Source organism: Paenibacillus sp. FSL P2-0136 (genome assembly GCF_037975325.1).
Classification (GTDB): domain Bacteria; phylum Bacillota; class Bacilli; order Paenibacillales; family Paenibacillaceae; genus Paenibacillus_AQ; species Paenibacillus_AQ silagei.
Map to the genome: position 1 here is coordinate 1,533,793 of NZ_CP150244.1, position 16,805 is coordinate 1,550,597.

The 16,805-nt window shown below is 55.4% G+C and carries 16 protein-coding genes; 15 read left to right on the forward strand and 1 reads right to left on the reverse strand.

All coding sequences use genetic code 11. From position 1 onward, the window contains the following. Nucleotides 1-61 precede the first annotated feature (61 nt). The 3 genes from NYE26_RS06385 to NYE26_RS06395 are packed head-to-tail and all read left to right on the forward strand — an operon-like array spanning nucleotide 62 to nucleotide 3,724. Nucleotides 62-2,128: a BglG family transcription antiterminator gene (locus NYE26_RS06385; RefSeq protein ID WP_339254728.1), complete on the forward strand. Its 2,067-nt coding sequence runs from the start codon at nucleotides 62-64 to the stop codon at nucleotides 2,126-2,128. A gap of 16 nt (nucleotides 2,129-2,144) precedes the next feature. Continuing rightward, on the forward strand, nucleotides 2,145-2,579 hold the full coding sequence (locus NYE26_RS06390) for a PTS sugar transporter subunit IIA (RefSeq protein ID WP_076079725.1): 435 nt from the start codon (nucleotides 2,145-2,147) through the stop codon (nucleotides 2,577-2,579). Next, nucleotides 2,579-3,724 carry a mannitol-1-phosphate 5-dehydrogenase gene (locus tag NYE26_RS06395; RefSeq protein WP_339254730.1) on the forward strand — a complete coding sequence of 382 codons (1,146 nt, stop codon included), beginning with the start codon at nucleotides 2,579-2,581 and terminating at the stop codon, nucleotides 3,722-3,724. Before NYE26_RS06390 ends, NYE26_RS06395 begins: the two co-directional genes overlap by 1 nt. 114 nt (nucleotides 3,725-3,838) lie before the next feature. Here the strand turns inward: NYE26_RS06395 and NYE26_RS06400 are convergent, their stop codons facing one another. Next, the gene (locus NYE26_RS06400) at nucleotides 3,839-4,912 is read right to left on the reverse strand and encodes a M42 family metallopeptidase (protein ID WP_209878110.1); all 1,074 of its coding nucleotides are present in this window, start codon (nucleotides 4,910-4,912) and stop codon (nucleotides 3,839-3,841) included. A 148-nt stretch (nucleotides 4,913-5,060) separates the two neighbouring features. Here NYE26_RS06400 and NYE26_RS06405 point away from each other — a divergent pair, with 148 nt between their 5' ends. From NYE26_RS06405 to yhbY, 12 genes are all read left to right on the forward strand, one after another. Then, nucleotides 5,061-5,237: a hypothetical protein gene (locus NYE26_RS06405; protein ID WP_209878112.1), complete on the forward strand. Its 177-nt coding sequence runs from the start codon at nucleotides 5,061-5,063 to the stop codon at nucleotides 5,235-5,237. A gap of 134 nt (nucleotides 5,238-5,371) precedes the next feature. After that, the gene (gene spoVAC, locus NYE26_RS06410; RefSeq protein ID WP_076079722.1) at nucleotides 5,372-5,869 is read left to right on the forward strand and encodes a stage V sporulation protein AC; all 498 of its coding nucleotides are present in this window, start codon (nucleotides 5,372-5,374) and stop codon (nucleotides 5,867-5,869) included. Between the two features lie 3 nt (nucleotides 5,870-5,872). Next, nucleotides 5,873-6,907, forward strand: a complete 1,035-nt coding sequence (spoVAD, locus tag NYE26_RS06415; RefSeq protein ID WP_339254734.1) for a stage V sporulation protein AD — start codon at nucleotides 5,873-5,875, stop codon at nucleotides 6,905-6,907. Next, entirely contained in the window at nucleotides 6,904-7,254 is a 351-nt protein-coding gene (gene spoVAE / locus NYE26_RS06420) for a stage V sporulation protein AE (RefSeq protein ID WP_036697920.1), read from the forward strand. The genes spoVAD and spoVAE overlap by 4 nt, the downstream gene beginning before the upstream one ends. A 231-nt stretch (nucleotides 7,255-7,485) precedes the next feature. Further along, nucleotides 7,486-9,186 carry a HAMP domain-containing methyl-accepting chemotaxis protein gene (locus NYE26_RS06425; RefSeq protein WP_339254736.1) on the forward strand — a complete coding sequence of 567 codons (1,701 nt, stop codon included), beginning with the start codon at nucleotides 7,486-7,488 and terminating at the stop codon, nucleotides 9,184-9,186. Nucleotides 9,187-9,350: 164 nt separating this feature from the next. Further along, nucleotides 9,351-10,307 (forward strand): MoxR family ATPase, encoded by a 957-nt coding sequence (locus NYE26_RS06430; protein WP_076079719.1) that lies wholly within the window; start codon nucleotides 9,351-9,353, stop codon nucleotides 10,305-10,307. A 1-nt stretch (nucleotide 10,308) separates the two neighbouring features. Beyond that, nucleotides 10,309-11,559 carry a DUF58 domain-containing protein gene (locus NYE26_RS06435; protein ID WP_339254739.1) on the forward strand — a complete coding sequence of 417 codons (1,251 nt, stop codon included), beginning with the start codon at nucleotides 10,309-10,311 and terminating at the stop codon, nucleotides 11,557-11,559. Then, nucleotides 11,556-13,799, forward strand: coding sequence for a transglutaminase domain-containing protein (locus NYE26_RS06440; protein ID WP_339254741.1), 2,244 nt, complete (start codon nucleotides 11,556-11,558; stop codon nucleotides 13,797-13,799). The genes NYE26_RS06435 and NYE26_RS06440 overlap by 4 nt, the downstream gene beginning before the upstream one ends. A gap of 95 nt (nucleotides 13,800-13,894) precedes the next feature. Continuing rightward, entirely contained in the window at nucleotides 13,895-14,419 is a 525-nt protein-coding gene (locus NYE26_RS06445; protein ID WP_036697929.1) for a YqeG family HAD IIIA-type phosphatase, read from the forward strand. An 8-nt stretch (nucleotides 14,420-14,427) separates the two neighbouring features. Then, a complete protein-coding gene (gene yqeH / locus NYE26_RS06450) occupies nucleotides 14,428-15,549 on the forward strand; it encodes a ribosome biogenesis GTPase YqeH (protein ID WP_339257357.1) in 1,122 nt (373 codons plus the stop codon). A gap of 20 nt (nucleotides 15,550-15,569) precedes the next feature. After that, nucleotides 15,570-16,448 (forward strand): shikimate dehydrogenase, encoded by an 879-nt coding sequence (gene aroE / locus NYE26_RS06455; RefSeq protein ID WP_339254743.1) that lies wholly within the window; start codon nucleotides 15,570-15,572, stop codon nucleotides 16,446-16,448. 51 nt (nucleotides 16,449-16,499) lie between these two features. Next, the gene (gene yhbY / locus NYE26_RS06460) at nucleotides 16,500-16,793 is read left to right on the forward strand and encodes a ribosome assembly RNA-binding protein YhbY (protein ID WP_036697934.1); all 294 of its coding nucleotides are present in this window, start codon (nucleotides 16,500-16,502) and stop codon (nucleotides 16,791-16,793) included. Nucleotides 16,794-16,805: the final 12 nt, after the last annotated feature.

Genomic DNA, 16,805 nt, shown 5'->3' on the forward strand with positions numbered 1-16,805 from the left:
GCCGTCCCTTATAGGACGGCATATCCGTTTGTACTTGATGCAAGGCGGAGGGTTAGCGGAAATGACGAAAATTACCGCCAGACAGCGCCAGATCCTGTGGCTTCTGCTTGAAGCAAGCGGAGAGATTACCGCTGTGAAAATTGCCGAGGCTACCGGGGTAAGCGTAAGGACCGTACACCGGGAGATGGAGGATATAGAGTCCGCGCTTGAGGACTTTGGTCTTGATCTGATCAAAAAATCAGGCAAAGGCATCCAGTTGAGCGGCCCGGAGGCCGGTCTTGCGGAGCTGCGCCTATTCCTGCGGGAAGAGAAGCCGGCGGATTATTCCGGCGAAGACCGCAAGGTATTCGAGCTCTGCGTGCTGCTGGAGGCAGAGGAGCCGGTGAAGCTGTTCACACTTGCGCATTCCCTCAAGGTTACAGTTGCTTCTATTAGCTACGATCTGGATGAACTGGAGCAATGGGTCCGTAAGTTCGGCCTGGAGCTGGTTCGTAGACGAGGCTACGGCGTAGAAATCACCGGCAGCGAGATCGACAAGCGCCGGGCGATTGGCCGGTTAGCCGCAGAGCATCTGGATTTGTCCGATCTGGTCGGCCATGGTTCTGTGGCTGAGAGCAATCCGGCTTTTCGTGTTCTATTAACTACAGTTGGACAATCCAACCTTATGGAAGTAGAGAATACGCTGTGGGATATGGAATGGAAATGGACGGCGGAGCTGCCCGAAATTGTCTATATGGAGATGCTCCTGGCCCTTGCTGTCACTACCCGGAGGATTGAGCTTAGCCGAAGCATCGACAGCGGGGCGGATGCGGGCTATTCCAGGGTGTCCGATCACCGGAACATTGCCGGAGCCGAGCGATTTGTGGGGCAGCTCGCTGAGGTGCTTAAGCTGAAAATCCCCCGGGTAGAGATTCTGTATATCGCCGGGCTGTTCGACCGGGTCCAGGATTCCTTCTCCTCGTCGGGCTACGCCTATGGCGATATTGAATTAATGGAGATTGTCTATAAACTGACGGAGAGTGTGGTCAAGCGGACAGGGCTGCCCTTCCAGAGTGACCGTACTCTGCGCGAGGGGCTGCTGGAGCATATTGATCCGGCGCTGAAGCGGATCCGGGAAGGCACACGCATCCGCAATCCGCTGCTCGGCCCGATCCGCAGGGATTACGAATATCTGTTCAACATCATCCGCGCAGCCGTGGAGGATATGCAGCTGGAACTGGAGATTCCGGATGAAGAGATCGGATTTCTGGTCATGCATTTCGGAGCTTCCGCAGAGCGGCTGAACCAGCTAAGGCGCAACGTAAGAGCCATTCTGGTCTGTGCCAGCGGCCTTAGCTCCTCCCGGCTGCTAGCCACCCGGCTGACCAAGGAAATGCCGCAGATTGAGATTCTCGGCAACATCTCCTGGTATGAAGCAGCACGCCTGCCGGATGAAGATTACGATCTGATTATATCTACCATTGATCTGCCGATTGATAAGGAGCGTTACATCAAGATCAGCCCCCTGCTCACAGCGGAGGAGATTGAGAAGCTGCTGAATTACATCCAGAATACTACCCTGCGGGAACGAGGGAAGGGGATGTCCGGTGAACCGGAACATGCGGCGCGGGAGGAAGCCTCGCTTGAACGGCTCAGGAGCTACAAGGGTATTCTGGATGAGATCGTCAGCTTGCTAGAGCGGTTCCGCTTCCATCCGATTGATAATAAGGGGATGGATTTGTCAGCGACGATAGTGGAGATGCTGGAGACATTGAATGGAAACGGCGTGGTCGGGGATGCCGGTATTGTGCTGGAGCGTCTGCTCGAACGGGAGCGGATGACCAGCCAAGTGATCCCCGATACCGCATTGGCGTTGTTCCATACCAGAAGCAGCCATATTCACCTGTCATCGCTGACCCTGTACCGGCTTGATCAGCCCGTAATTCTGGAGGGGGATACAGAGGTCAGAGTCATTCTGCTCATGCTGGCTCCGCGCAGACTCTCCAAGGAGAGCCTGGAGGTGCTCAGCGAGATCAGCGCACTGCTGCTGAATTCCGAGCTGGTTCAATTGCTGGAAGAACGTTCAGAGTCAGAGATCCGGGGGTATTTGTCCTCGGAGCTGCTTCATTTTTTCCAAAATAAAAGTTGAAAGCGGGAGAAACCATATGAGTATACTGTCAGAAAATAAAGTGATTATGCACGGTGCGGCAAACGATAAATACGAAGCCATCAAGATGGCGGGCAAGCTGCTGGTCGATGCAGGGCATGTAACGGAGGAATATGTTCCCAAGATGCTGGAGCGCGAGGAAGTGGTGTCCACTTATATGGGCGGCGGATTGGCTATTCCGCATGGTACCAAAGAAGCGCGGCCTTTTATTAAGTCAACTGGGTTGTCTATCATCCGCTTTCCGGACGGGGTGGATTTCGGCGGCGATGAGCCGGCGTTTGTAGTCATCGGCATTGCAGCCGCAGGTGACGGGCATATGGAGGTTCTGACGAACGTGGCGATGATTTTCACCGAGGATGATGCTATTGACCGCGTCATGAACGCCCCTACGGCTGCTGATGTTATTGCAATCTTCGAAGGGGGACTGGAGTAATGAAGGCGGTCCATTTCGGCGCGGGCAATATCGGCAGGGGCTTCATCGGGCTGCTGCTGTCGCAGGCGGGCTATGAAGTTACTTTTGTGGATGTGAATGAGGCCTTTGTTACCCAGCTCAAGGAACGCGGCGAATATCCGGTCACGCTGGCCAGCGACGGTCAGGAAACGGTCATCGTGAAGAATGTAACGGCTCTTAGCAGTGTCACGCATGCGGATGAAGTGGCGGCCGCCATTGCTGAAGCCGATTTGGTTACAACCGCGGTCGGCGTGTCAATTCTGAAGCACATTGCGGGAACGGTGGCGGACGGCATCCGCCGGAGAGTAGCTGTCTCCTCCGCACCGCTGCATGTTATTGCCTGCGAGAATGCGATTGGCGGCAGTGCACAGCTCAAGGAGCTGGTGTACGCGAAGCTCGATGAAGCTGCACGTGAGAAGGCTGAATCTTCGGTTGCTTTTCCTAACGCGGCAGTGGACCGGATCGTTCCGCTCCAGCAGCATAAGGATATTCTGAAGGTGGTCGTTGAGCCGTTCTATGAATGGGTGGTGGACGCCTCGCAGATGATCCCGGGCTATACGCCGGTTGAAGGTGTGCATTATGTAGAGAATCTGGAGCCGTATATTGAACGCAAGCTCTTCACTGTGAACACGGGGCACTGCTCTGCGGCGTACCTGGGCTATCTGCAGGGCTACGAGACCATACAGCAGGCTATGGCGGATGAGGCGTTAACGGTGAAGGTTCGTGAGGTACTTGAGGAGACCGGCGCGGTGCTGGTCCAGAAGCATGGCTTCGATGAAGTAGAGCACAGTAAGTATATCGATAAAATCCTGGAGCGCTTCCGCAATCCGGCGCTGACCGATGAGGTGTCCCGTGTAGGCCGTTCGCCGCTGCGCAAGCTGTCGCCAAATGACCGTCTGGTATCCCCTGCAACGCAGGCGTATGACAGAGGGCTGAGTTACACCGCGTTGACACGTTCCATGGCCGGTGCGCTGCTGTTCAAGGCAGGCGATGACCCGGAAGCGGTGGAGCTGCAAGCCGCAATCGCGGAGCTTGGAGCAGATGCAGCGCTGACGAAGTATACGGGTCTTGCTGCGGATCACCCTATTCATCAGTCGGCGATGGAGCAATACGCGAAGCTGAGCTAAGAACATATGAGCTAACAACATAAAAATACAGCCGCAGGGAAAGCCTATAAGCTTATCCCTGCGGCTGTTTGCGTTAGTCTGTGAGAGCTAACGCCCCACTTTGTGGGGAGGCTATTAGCTGTTCTCCAGAATCGTCTGCAGTGTCGTGCGGTCCAATCCTTGTACCAGCTTAATCAGCAGCTCTTTGGCTGCCGCATAATCATCACTGTGGATGATCGAGGTTGCCGTGTGGATGTAACGGGAGCAGATCCCGATCACCGCTGAAGGAATACCGATTCCGCTGAGATGCACCTGGCCCGCATCCGTTCCCCCCTGGGAGACGAAATACTGGTATTTGATCTTATGGGTGTCAGCCGTATCCTGCACATATTCAATCAGTCCCCGGTGGGTAATCATCGTCGGGTCAAAGATACGCAGCAGTGCGCCCTGGCCCAGATGGCCGAAGGCCTGACGGTCGCCGGTCATATCGGCAGCGGCGCTGGCGTCCAGCCCGAAGAAAATATCCGGCTGCAGCAGATTGGCAGCCGTCCTTGCACCGCGCAGCCCGACCTCTTCCTGAACGGTAGCGCCGCAGTAGAGCGTATTCGGCAAGGCTTGTCCGTGCAGTTCCTTCATTAATTCAATAGCCAGGCCGACACCGTAGCGGTTGTCCCAGGCCTTGGCCATAATCTTCTTCGGATTGGCCAGCGGTGTGAACGGGCAGACCGGCACGACCTGCTGTCCCGGAGCTACACCGAAGCTCTGCGCCTCTTCCCGGCTGTCTGCGCCGATATCGATGTACATCTTGCTGATCTCCCCGGCCTTGCCGCGTTCATCCGCGCTCAGCAGATGGATAGGTGTACTGCCGACCACGCCGTTCAGCGTACCCTTCGGCGTAATAATCTGCAGGCGCTGTGAGGCCACGGCCGAAGCCAGCCATCCGCCCAGCGGTGTGAAGCGGATCATCCCGTTGTCTGTAATGCCAGTAACCATGAAGCCTACCTCATCGAAATGGCCGGCCACCATAATCTTGGGACCGTTAGCTTCACCGCGCATCACACCGAACAGGCTGCCCAGTCGGTCCTGTACGAATTCGTCCGTATAAGGCGTCATTGCCTCTTTGACATAAGCGCGCAGTTCGCGCTCGAAGCCGGAGGCTGAGGGGAATTCAGTCAATGTCTTAAATAATTCAAGTGTGTCTGTATTCATACATATATCGCTCCTTTATGTCATCTAGTATGAACATTGTTGCGCCTCTTGTCCATGCTGGAAGGGCAAATGAACACAGAGGCTCATTGTGCGAATACTATACGGTAAGGGCTCTGCAGGCAGGGGCCGGAGAAAGGAAGCGAGGAGAATGTGGCTCTCGGGGAGCGTAGCCCAGGCAGGCAGCCGGAGCGGTTTCCGGAAAGTGCCGGTCCGCAGGCAGGGCTTGCCCAGGCGGTACCGCCGCCGGTACGGGCGGGAGAATGAGGCAGTGCTGATTCTGGTGCTGTTTCTGCTGCTGATTGTTGTGCTGTTTTATTTTTCCTGAGCAGGAGGGACATAACGGGGCCGCCTGAAGTGAACAATAAGGAAAACTTAATTCTGCATAGCACGAAGGAACGGGACTACAGCTTACCCGCTGCCCGTTCCCTTTCGTATCCAACAGTTCAGGGGGTGTCTGCATTGCCGGCAAAAACAAAAAAGTCAGGCGTCAAGCTGAACCTTGACGGTCTGACCCCGAAGGCTTATCAGGAATTGGCCAAGCCTTACGTGCCTTCTCGTCCTGTATTCAAGAATTGTATACGCGCCTTCCTCTCCGGGGGACTCATCTGTGTGCTGGGACAAGGCATCCAGGAAGCATTCATGGCGATATTCGATATGACCTCAAGAGAGGCGGCAAGCCCGACCGTGGCCATTCTGATTCTGCTCTCCGTCATACTGACCAGCTTCGGGGTGTATGACAAGCTCGCCCAGTGGTGCGGTGCAGGCACAGCAGTGCCCGTCACAGGGTTCGCCAACAGCATGTGCTCTGCCGCACTGGAGCACCGGGCTGAAGGGCTGGTACTGGGCGTGGGCGGGAACATGTTCAAGCTGGCCGGGTCGGTTATTGTGTTCGGTGTCGTTGCCGCTTTTATCGTGGGAGTAGTGTATGCCGTTATGGGCTGGGGAGGTGCACATTAAACGATGAAGCAGCTCGGTAGTCAGACCTGGGAATTTACGAACCGTCCGGTGATCCTTGGGACATCCGCTGTGGTGGGGCCTGAAGAGGGAGAAGGGCCGCTGGCCTCAAGCTTCGACTTCGTCTATGATTCGCTGGAGATGGGCGAGAAGACATGGGAGAAGGCAGAACGCGCCCTGTTCGAAAAAGCCGCCAAGCTCGCTCTGATGAATGCGAATCTGGAGCAGGAGAAGCTGGAGTTCTTCGTCGGCGGGGATCTGATGAATCAGATCATCAGCAGCTCCTTCGCCGCGCGGAAGCTCGGCGTGCCTTACTTGGGAGTGTTCGGTGCCTGCTCCACCTCGATGGAGAGCCTCGCCATCGCCTCCATGATTGTGGATTCCGGCGGCGGCAAGTACGCGCTGGCCGGCACATCCAGCCATAACTGTACAGTTGAGAAGCAGTTCCGCTACCCGACAGAGTATGGCTCGCAGAAGCCGCCCACCGCCCAATATACCGTTACAGGCTCCGGCTGCGCAGTGGTAGGAGTGAACGATGGGACGGTTCAAGGCCCGCATGTGGTGTACGCAACTCTTGGGCGCATCATGGACCTGGGGCTGAAAGATCCGTTCAATATGGGAACGGCCATGGCCCCGGCAGCCGCCGATACCATCACGGCACATTTCCGCGATACGGGGCTGTCGCCTGGTCACTATGATCTGATTGTTACGGGCGATCTGGCTTCCGTCGGCTTGCCGATTGCCAAGGATCTGCTGGCCAAGGAAGGCATCCCAATGGAGCAGACGGTCTTCAATGACTGCGGCCTCATGATGTACGACCTGGACAAGCAGAAGTATGTCATTGCCGGGGGAAGCGGTGCGGGCTGCTCGGCCACAGTAACCTACGGTCATATTATCGGCCGGATGAAGAAGGGTGAGTTGAAACGGGTATTGATCGTGGCGACTGGAGCGCTGCTCTCGCCGCTGTCTTATCAGCAAGGGGAGAGTATTCCGTGTGTAGCCCATGCGGTAGCCCTGGAGATCGGAGGTGAGGGAGCATGATTTATTTATGGGCTTTTCTGGTCGGAGGAGCGATATGCGTGATCGGCCAGCTGATGTTCGATGTGCTGAAGCTGACTCCGGCCCATACCATGAGTACGCTGGTGGTGCTTGGAGCGGCTGCCGATGCTTTTGGCATCTACGATCCGCTCGTGAAATTCGCCGGAGCCGGGGCCAGCGTACCCATTACCAGCTTCGGGAATTCCCTGGTCCACGGCGCGCTGACTGAGCTGGAGCGCGATGGCTGGGTCGGTGTCGTCACCGGGATCTTCGATGTGACCAGCGCCGGGATTTCCTCGGCGATTGTCTTCTCTTTCCTGGCTGCGCTGGTGGTCCGGCCAAAGGGGTAGTGCAGCATAGATAAGTATATTCGGGACCGCTTCAACTTCTGGCGGTCTTTTATAAACGGATGTCGTCCTTATAAGGGAGGCATCCGTTTATGCTTGTTTTTGGGTCTTAACAGGAATTTGAATAAAGAAAAAATATATAATCGAAATATTAACGAAATGTCAGCTTTTGTCGATATAGATGTATGCTTGTGCAATCAAGAGAATACATAAGTTAACGGGGGAAGCGTTGAGATGAAAATAAATATACGATTGAAGATGCTGCTTGCTTTTTTTGTTGTCGTAGCACTGCTGTTTGTCAGTAGCACTGCTTCTCTGCTCAGCCTGAACAAGCTTGGAGATACAGCGAAAGACATCGACTCACACTGGATGCCCAGTGTCACGATTCTTGGTACGCTGAATGGAGATGTCTCGGATGTTGAACGCCTTGCGCTGAATCTGGTGCTTGAGCAGAATACTGCGCAAAGAGACAAGGTTCAAGCCGATTATAATGATGTGCTTAAGAAGGTGGACGACGGACTTAAGGTCTATGAAGCCCTGATCAGCTCCGATGAGGAGAGGGAAATCTACAAGGGCTTTACTGAACAATATGCGTCCTATCTGGCCAAGCTGCCGGAGATTATTAGTGCCGGAGAGGCCAAGGACTATGGCAAGGCCAATATGCTGCACAAAGAATCCTATGGGCTGTGGTATAACGCAAATAACACCATTATGAAGCTGATTGAACTTAATAACAGCGGAGCCGCCTTGATGAACGATGAAGCGGTGGCGAATTACGTTTCAGGACAGCGGATGATCATTGTCTTCAGTGCTGCCGCGATCCTGGTTGCGATTGTGATCTCGATCCTGCTGTCGAACTCCATCTCGCGTCCGGTGCTGAGAATCAGCCGTGCTGCGGAACGTATTGCTGGAGGGGACCTGACCGGTGAACCGGTAACCGTGAAGAGCAGGGACGAGATGCATACACTCTCGCTTGCATTCAATGCAATGGTACAGAATCTCCGGAGCCTCATTCAGGCTGTAAACGCGACGACAGAGCTTGTAGTTACTTCCTCCGAAGAGCTGACAGCAAGTGCAGAGCAGAGCAGCCAGGCGTCTATGCAGATTACAGAGACAATGCAGGAAGTAGCCAGCGGGGCTGCACTTCAGGTGGATATGGTTGGGAAATCTACGCAGGCTATTGAAGAGATGTCCGTTGGTGTAGAACAGATTGCTGTACGCGCCCAGTCTGTCTTCGCATCTGCACAAGGAGCAGCCCAGAGGTCTGCCGAAGGGAATCAGCGGATTCAGGAAGCAGTGACACAGATGAACGCTGTGAATCAGTCGGTTACAGAGCTCGGCGGCATGATGTCGGCGCTCGGAGAACGTTCCAATGAAATCGGCAAAATCGTTAGTGTCATTACCGGCATCGCGGGACAGACCAACCTTCTGGCGCTCAACGCTGCCATTGAAGCTGCGCGTGCCGGAGAACAGGGACGGGGCTTTGCTGTGGTTGCAGGAGAAGTCCGCAAGCTTGCAGAGCAGTCCGCCGGCTCAGCCCAGCAGATTACCGAACTGGTAGAAGCCATCCAATCCGATACTGTTACAGCGATTGAAGCGGTAACGTTGAACGGACAGGATGTCGCTGCTGGTCTGGAAGCCGTCCGCAGCGCCGGTAATTCCTTCGAGCATATTCTGAATACTGTCAATCAGGTTACCGGAGAGATTGAGGAAGTATCGGCCGGATCAGAGCAGCTGTCAGCAGGAACGGATGAAGTGGTCAACTTCATCAAGCAGATATCTGTCGCAGCCGAGAATGGAGCGGCGGGAACACAGCATGTATCGGCTGCTACCGAGGAGCAGCTGGCTTCAATGGAAGGCATTTCGGCTTCGGCCACTTCATTGTCCACTATCGCTGAAGAGCTTCAGGAGCAGATCGGCAAATTCAAGGTTTAATGTCAAGTACGACAGGCACTGCAGCACAATTCCCTTATCCGGGATTTGTGCTGTTTGTTTTGGCATTTACAGTGATATCACCAGCCTAACATGTACTTTCGGTACTCCTATCATGTAAAATGTATATATTACTGCTTATTCTGATATAGGAGGGTTTAATATACATGCCCGTACGTCAAGAATCCACGCAAATTATGAACGCTGTCCGCACTAATCTGGAATCCTGTATTCTCGGTAAAAGCTTTGAAATAGAACTGCTGCTGACTGCACTGTTAGCAGGCGGACATGTCCTGATTGAGGATGTTCCGGGGACTGGCAAAACCCAGCTTATCCGCGCGCTCTCCCGGTCGATGTCCGGCGAATACCGGCGCATCCAGTGTAACCCGGATATTCTTCCGAGTGATATTACCGGCGTATCCGTCTATCATCCGCGTGATGAGATGTTCCACTTTCGTCCGGGTCCGGTGATGACCAATATCCTGCTGGCCGATGAGATCAACCGGGCGACCACCAAGACCCAGTCCGCACTGCTTGAGGTAATGGAAGAACGCAATGTTACGGTCGATGGAGAGACCTATCCTCTTCCGCATCCGTTCATGCTCTGTGCGACCCAGAATCCGATAGATTTCGAGGGAACCTATACCCTTCCCGAAGCTCAGCTGGACCGCTTCATGCTGCGGATCAGCCTGGGCTACCCCGATGCCGATACCGAGAAGAACCTGCTGCTAACCCATCAGCAGGGCCAACCGGTGGACAGGCTGGCTCCCGTAACCAGCATGGAGACGATTGCTGCCATTCAGGAGGAGATCCGCGATGTGTTCATCAGCGAGCCGGTGCTGAACTACCTGCTGGATGTGGTCCGCCAGACGCGGGTGCATCCGCTGGTGCTGCTCGGCGCAAGCCCCCGGGCATCCTTATCATTCATGATGGCCTGCAAGGCCTACGCTTTTCTCCAGGGACGGGATTATGTGCTGCCTGATGATGTGAAGACCCTGACCCCGTATACACTGGGACACCGGATCCTGCTGCGGCCGGAATCACGCCTGGACAACGTCAGTATGGACTCCCTGCTGCAGAAGCTGCTTCAGAGCATTAACGTGCCTGTAACCATGAGGCAATAAGATGAGGGCCTTACTTACGCGGGCTGCCGCTGCGGTTCAGCTGAGGAAGTTCACGGGCGTTCTGGCGATTTGGGTCATTACACTCTTCTACGTGCTGTTTCAGGGCGGCAAAACCTCGTTCATGCTGTTCATCATGGTCTCTGTTCTTTTTCTGTATCTGTTCATTGGCGGTCTTGAAGGGGTCCGGCGGGCCAGAGGCGCACGCAGCTTCTATTCCGAACAGGATAAGCCGGACCTGCTCTATGCCGGGGGTTTTTTAAAGGTGAAGCTGGAAGTGACCATTCCGGGATTTCTGCCTTTGCCCTACGTGGTTGTAAGAGAAATTTTGAAGCGCCATAACGGAGAGTCCTGGGTGTTCGAGGAGAGCCTGATTCCGAACATGGGCGGACGGGGCGAGCTGCTGTTCCAGACGCCGCTGCTGGAGCGGGGCCGTTATTCTTTTGAGAATACGGATATTCTCAGCGAGGATATCTTCGGTCTGATGGAGCATAAGGGGACCTTCAAGGCAGAAGGCCAATTCCGGGTGATGCCCCGGGCCGTCGTAGTGCCGCGCTGGCAGCTGTATGAGCGTAAGGCGCGGCTGTCGGGGCCGCAGGTATCGCTGCTTCAGTCCAGGCGCGAGACCACGCAGATCAACGGTGTCCGTGATTATGTCTACGGGGACCGGCTGACGCGCATTCACTGGAATGCAACGGCGAAGACCGGCGAGTGGAAGTCGAAGGAATTCGAGCATGAATCCGTTCCCAGAACCATTCTGGTGCTGGACGGAACCTCCAGCGGCTATTACAACTCCACACAATTCGAGCTGGCAGTCTCGGTCACGGCTTCTCTCCTCGGCTTCGGCATCCGGGAGCGGATCGGCATCGGCCTGTGCTGTCTGGATAAGCATAATAAGGTGTTCAGTCCGGCGGAAGGCAATGCCGAGCGGCAAAAGATGATTCAATATTTAATAGACATCAACGCAGAAGGCAAGGGGCCGCTGATTGACAGGCTGGAGAGTGTCCAGCGGATGTTCCCCAAGGGATCGTATTTCGTACTGATCAGTCCGCAGAGCGGCAGAGCGGTACTGGATACGCTGCGCTGGGCGGAGAACCGGGGGATGACCCCTTCCCACATTCATGTTCTTCATCCTTCCGGGAAATACCGGGCCGGAGAGTGGCAGAATATTCTGCACTCGCATGGCGTTACCGGACATAGTATCAGCACACTTCAGGAGCTTCCTGCGGTACTTGGAGGTGATTCTGTCCGATGAAGCACTGGTTCCAGGCGATACGTTCCTCATGGCATCACGGGCTGACGCTGCTATGGCTGAGCATTATCGCTATGCAGTGGGTGTCCTATACGGTGCCCTTCTGGCTGCAGGAGACCACCGTTTCTGTGGCGCTAACCCTGCTGGCTGTTACAGCTATTGAAATCATTTTTCCGTTTAAAAGAGTGTACCGCATGCTGCTGGAAGGCGCGGCAGTGGTATTTATTGTATACAACGTGATTATCAGCTACGGGATTTACATTCCCGATCCTCTGCTGCCGGCATTTCTTGACCGGCTGCCCGGGATAGCGGTATCGATGATTCCTTACATCTGGTTTGCGCTGGGGGCCTGGGCGCTGCTGCTTGTGTCCGCCTGGTGGGTGAACGGCAAGGCGCGGATTCTGATGTTCATCGCAGCGAATATCACGGCCTTCGCCGCGCTGGATTCATTCACGACAGCGGTAATGTGGCAGGAGGTAGCCTGGACGGTCTTTGCCGGTATGGGCTGGCTGGTCACCCGGCATCTGAGGAATTTCCAGCTGCATTATCCGCGCGGCTGGACCTATATGCTGAGGTATCCGATGAAGGTTGCCTTGAATATAGCGATTATTTTCTCACTGGTTATCCTTGCCGGGGTGAATATGCCGGGCGTGCGTCCCACCTTGACCGACCCTTATACCGCCTGGCAAAAGTGGAACGGTAACTCCGTCTCGTCCAGACCCTCCTCCGGGAGCGGGGATGCTGCAAGCGGCGGGTCAGCGGCGAACGGGACGACCTCGGGCTACAGCCTGAATGATGACAATCTGGGCGGGGGCTTCAACTTCGATTATTCGCCGGTCATGCAAGTGACCTCCGATCTGCGCACCTATATGCGCGGCGAGATCCGCAGTGTGTATTCGGGCAAAGGCTGGACAGACGATGATACCTCCGGCCGGGGACCGCATAACGAGGTGCAGGTGGGCGAGCCGCTGGAACGTGCTGCCGCCTCCAAGACGGAGACCCGTACGCTCAAGCAGACTGTCAAGCTGCTTGGGGGGAACAGCTATCCGGTTCTGTTCGGCGGCTATTCGATCTCGGGGGTAGACTCGGTGGATGGTCAGGAGCAGAGCAGCGGTTTATCCTGGAGGAGTAAAGACAGTGAACTGCTGTGGAATCCCGGAGGCAAGACAAGGGCTTATCCGCAGACCTATGTGGTCACCTCGGAGGTACCGATCGTTCCCCTTCAGGAGTTAAGCAAGCAGACCTTCGAGCAGCTCTACGGGAACAGGGATATTGACCCGCAGTACCTTCAGCTCCCGGATAACTATCCCGAGCGGGTAAGCGCGCTGGCTGAGGAGATTACAGCGAGAGCGCAGACACCTTACGAGAAGACGATTCTGCTGCAGCAATATCTGCAAGCTTCCTTCCCTTATACGAATCAGCCGGATACCTCACGGGCCAGAAGCAAGGACATGGTCGAGAGCTTCCTGTTTGAGATTAAGGAGGGATACTGCGATTACTATTCCACGGCGCTTGTCACCATGGCGAGGTCACTGGATATACCGGCCCGCTGGGTGAAGGGATATGCTCCCGGGGAGCAGGCCGAGATTCCGGATAGCGTAATGCTTCAGCAGGGCGCTGCCGGTTATGTGAATAACAACTACACGATTACCAATGCGGACGCCCACTCCTGGGCTGAGATCTATTTCGGCGATTACGGTTGGGTTCCTGTAGAGGCAACGCCGGGCTTCGATGTTCCGGTGCTGACGCAGAGTGAGCAGGATAATCCGGATCAGCCTGAAGTAGAGGTTGAGGAGCCCGAGGAGCTTGAACCGGCGGCAGCGGGCCAGACGGACAAGTCCTCCGGATTCCATCCCGGCACCTGGGCCGTGGCTGGAGCAGCTGCTGTACTCCTGCTCTGGACCCTATTCCTGATCTGGCAGCGCCGGCTGAGCCTGCGCTTCCTGATTACCCGTATGCGTCTCGGCGGTCAGCCGACTCCGGCGCAAAAAGTTGTCGCAGAAACGGAGCGCTGGGTAAGGTATATGCGCAGGAAGGGTATGCTGAAGAAAGAGCATGAAACCCTGCGCGAATCCGTGGCACGGTGGAGCGTGGAACGCCCGCAAGCTGCAGGCAGTCTTGCTGCGCTGCTGAAGATGTTCGAGCGGGCGAATTACAGCCCTGAGGTTATTGAAGACAAAGACTGGCACAGCGTGTATACTGAAGCTTTGCGGCTGCGAAAAAGCATGAAGTCCGGCAAGTAATGCCCACTGGTGATGAAATGCTGCCGGACCCTGGGGTTTTTGCAGTCCTATAGAGCCGGGTTACAAGTTTCCTGTATGAAAATGAGGTGAATGTATTGTTTGAAAGATTAGTCCCCAAGCTCCGGGTAAACACGGTGTTTGATATCGCTCTGGAGGAGCTGTACCGCCAAGGCTACCGGGGAATTATTACGGATCTGGATAATACGCTGGTCGGCGCCAAGGCGCCGCTGGCTACTCCTGAGCTGCTGCTCTGGTTCGCCAAGGTGAAGGAGCTGGGCTTCAAGCTTGTGATCGTATCCAACAACAATATGGACCGGGTGTCGCGTTTTGCCACCCCGCTGAATATTGAATTTGTACATCAGGCCAAGAAGCCCAGCAATTCCCCGTTCCTGCGGGCCATGAAGCTGATGGAGCTGGGACCGGAGCAGACGATTGTCGTCGGCGACCAGATGCTGACCGATGTATACGGCGGCAACCGGCTGGGTCTGTTCACGGTACTCGTGCTGCCGATCTCCGTCAAGGATGAGGGAATAGGAACAAGAATTAACCGCAGAGTGGAGCAGATTGCCTTGACCCGTCTGCGGAAGCAAGGATTGTGGCAAGAGGAGGATAAATCTTAATGAATGCAATGAACGATGGAACAGCGCGGCCTGAGAAATGCAGCGGCTGCGGCATTAAGCTACAGAGCGTAGACAAGGAGCTCCCCGGCTATATCCCGGAGGTCGCCTTCGAACGGGAGCCGGTAATTTGCCAGCGCTGCTTCCGGATCAAGAATTACAATGAAGCCTCTTCCGTATCGGTGAATCAGGATGAATTCCTGAAGCTGTTAAGCGGAGTAGGCGAGAAGAATGCACTGGTGATCCATATTGTGGATCTGTTCGATTTCGAAGGCAGTCTGATTTCCGGGCTGCAGCGGTTTGTCGGCAATAATCAGGTCATTCTGGCGGTGAACAAGATCGATCTGCTGCCGAAGGTGACCAACTGGAACCGATTGCGCAACTGGATGCAGCAGCGCTGTAAGGAAGAGGGATTGCGCACGGCGGAGATTGTCCTGGTCAGCGCGAAGCGCAATCAGGGCTTCGACCGTCTGCTGGAGGCCGTTACCGAGCTGCGCGGCCAGCGTGATGTATACGTTGTCGGGGCTACCAATGTAGGCAAGTCCACCTTGATTAACCGGCTGATCTCCGATTACAGTGACCTGGAAGAGGAGTTGACGACCTCCCGTTATCCGGGCACCACCCTCGATATGGTCAAAATCCCGCTGGATGACGGCCATTCCATCATTGATACGCCGGGAATCGTGTACCCGTGGAGGTACAGCGAGCTGGTCGAGCGCAAGGATCTGGGCGCAGTGATGCCCGAGAATCCGCTCAAGCCGGCGGTCTATCAGCTGAATGAAGGCCAGTCGCTGTTCTTCGGCGGACTGGGTCGCTTCGACTTCATTCAGGGGGAACGCCAGTCCTTCACCTGCTTCATCAGCGGCACCCTCAAGATTCACCGCACGAAGCTGGAGCGTGCAGATTCCCTGTATCAAGACCACCGGGGCGAGCTGCTGTCTCCGCCGGGGACTGCCGACATAGACAAGCTGCCGCAGTGGCAGCGCCATGAATTCCGTATCGCCAGGAATAGTGAGACCGACCTGTTCATCTCCGGTCTGGGCTGGATGAAGGTGAACGGTACAGCCGGAGCAGTAGTAGCTGTCCATGTGCCGCGCGGCGTCAAGGTGCTTACCCGTCCTTCGCTGATCTAATTGTACAGGAGGAAGGCGACATGACTGAGACAAACAGGAACACGCAGAGTCACGGGGAGCTCCTGCTGGGCGTGATGGGCGACCCGATTGCCCAGTCCAAATCCCCGCTGATGCACGGGGCGGCGCTCCAGGCGCTCGGTCTCTCCGGCGCTTATGTGCCGCTGCACATTACGCCGGACAAGCTGGGCGATGCGGTGCAGGCGATACGAACGCTTGGCTTCCGGGGCGTGAATGTAACGATCCCCCACAAGGTTGCCGTGATGGAGTATCTGGACCGGCTGGATTCAAGTGCGGTGGATGTCGGCGCAGTCAATACCATCGTCAACGACAATGGTATACTGACCGGCTTCAATACGGATGGGATCGGATATGTCCGCTCACTTAAGACAGAGGCTGCACCGGATCTCACCGGCACCCGTATCCTGGTGATTGGAGCCGGCGGTGCGGCCAGAGGGATTGTCTCGGCGCTGCTGAAGGAGCAGCCGGCAATGGTTCTGATTGCGAACCGTAATGAGGAACGTGCGCATCACCTGGCAGATAGTTTTAGCAGCCGGGGCAGCTTAGCCGGAGCAGGGATGGATGCCGTTCCCGGCGTACTTGCCAGCATGGATATTGTAATTAATACAACATCCGTAGGCATGTATCCGCATATGGAGGACATGCCGATCGATCCGGCCGGGCTGCACGAAGGGATGATCGTCAGCGATCTGATCTATAATCCGCTGCATACCCGGCTGCTTACAGAGAGTCTGAAGCGCGGCTGCACCGTTCACGGCGGGCTGGGCATGTTCGTCTACCAGGGAGCCTACGCCCTGGAGTATTGGACGGGGCTTGTGGCTCCCGCAGCGATTATGCGGCAGACTATTGCGGATTGCCTTGGCCAGGTGCCGGGCAAATGATTTTCACTGAACAGGGTAATAATATATGTTAATTAAGGAGTTTTCACATTTATGTTAACAGGCAAACAAAAACGTTATCTGCGCTCTTTGGCTCATCATCTGGATGCTGTATTTCAGGTTGGCAAAGGCGGCGTAAACGATCATCTGATCCGTCACATTGAAGAAGCTATTGAGAAACGCGAGCTGATGAAGATCAGTGTACTGAATAACAACGCTGATGATCCCAAGGAAATTGGTGCCGCGCTTGCCGAGCAGTCCGGTTCGGAGCTTGTTCAGGTTATCGGCAAGACTATCGTTCTGTACAAGGAATCACGCGACAACAAAACGATCGAGCTTCCAAGATAGGAGGTTGACCTC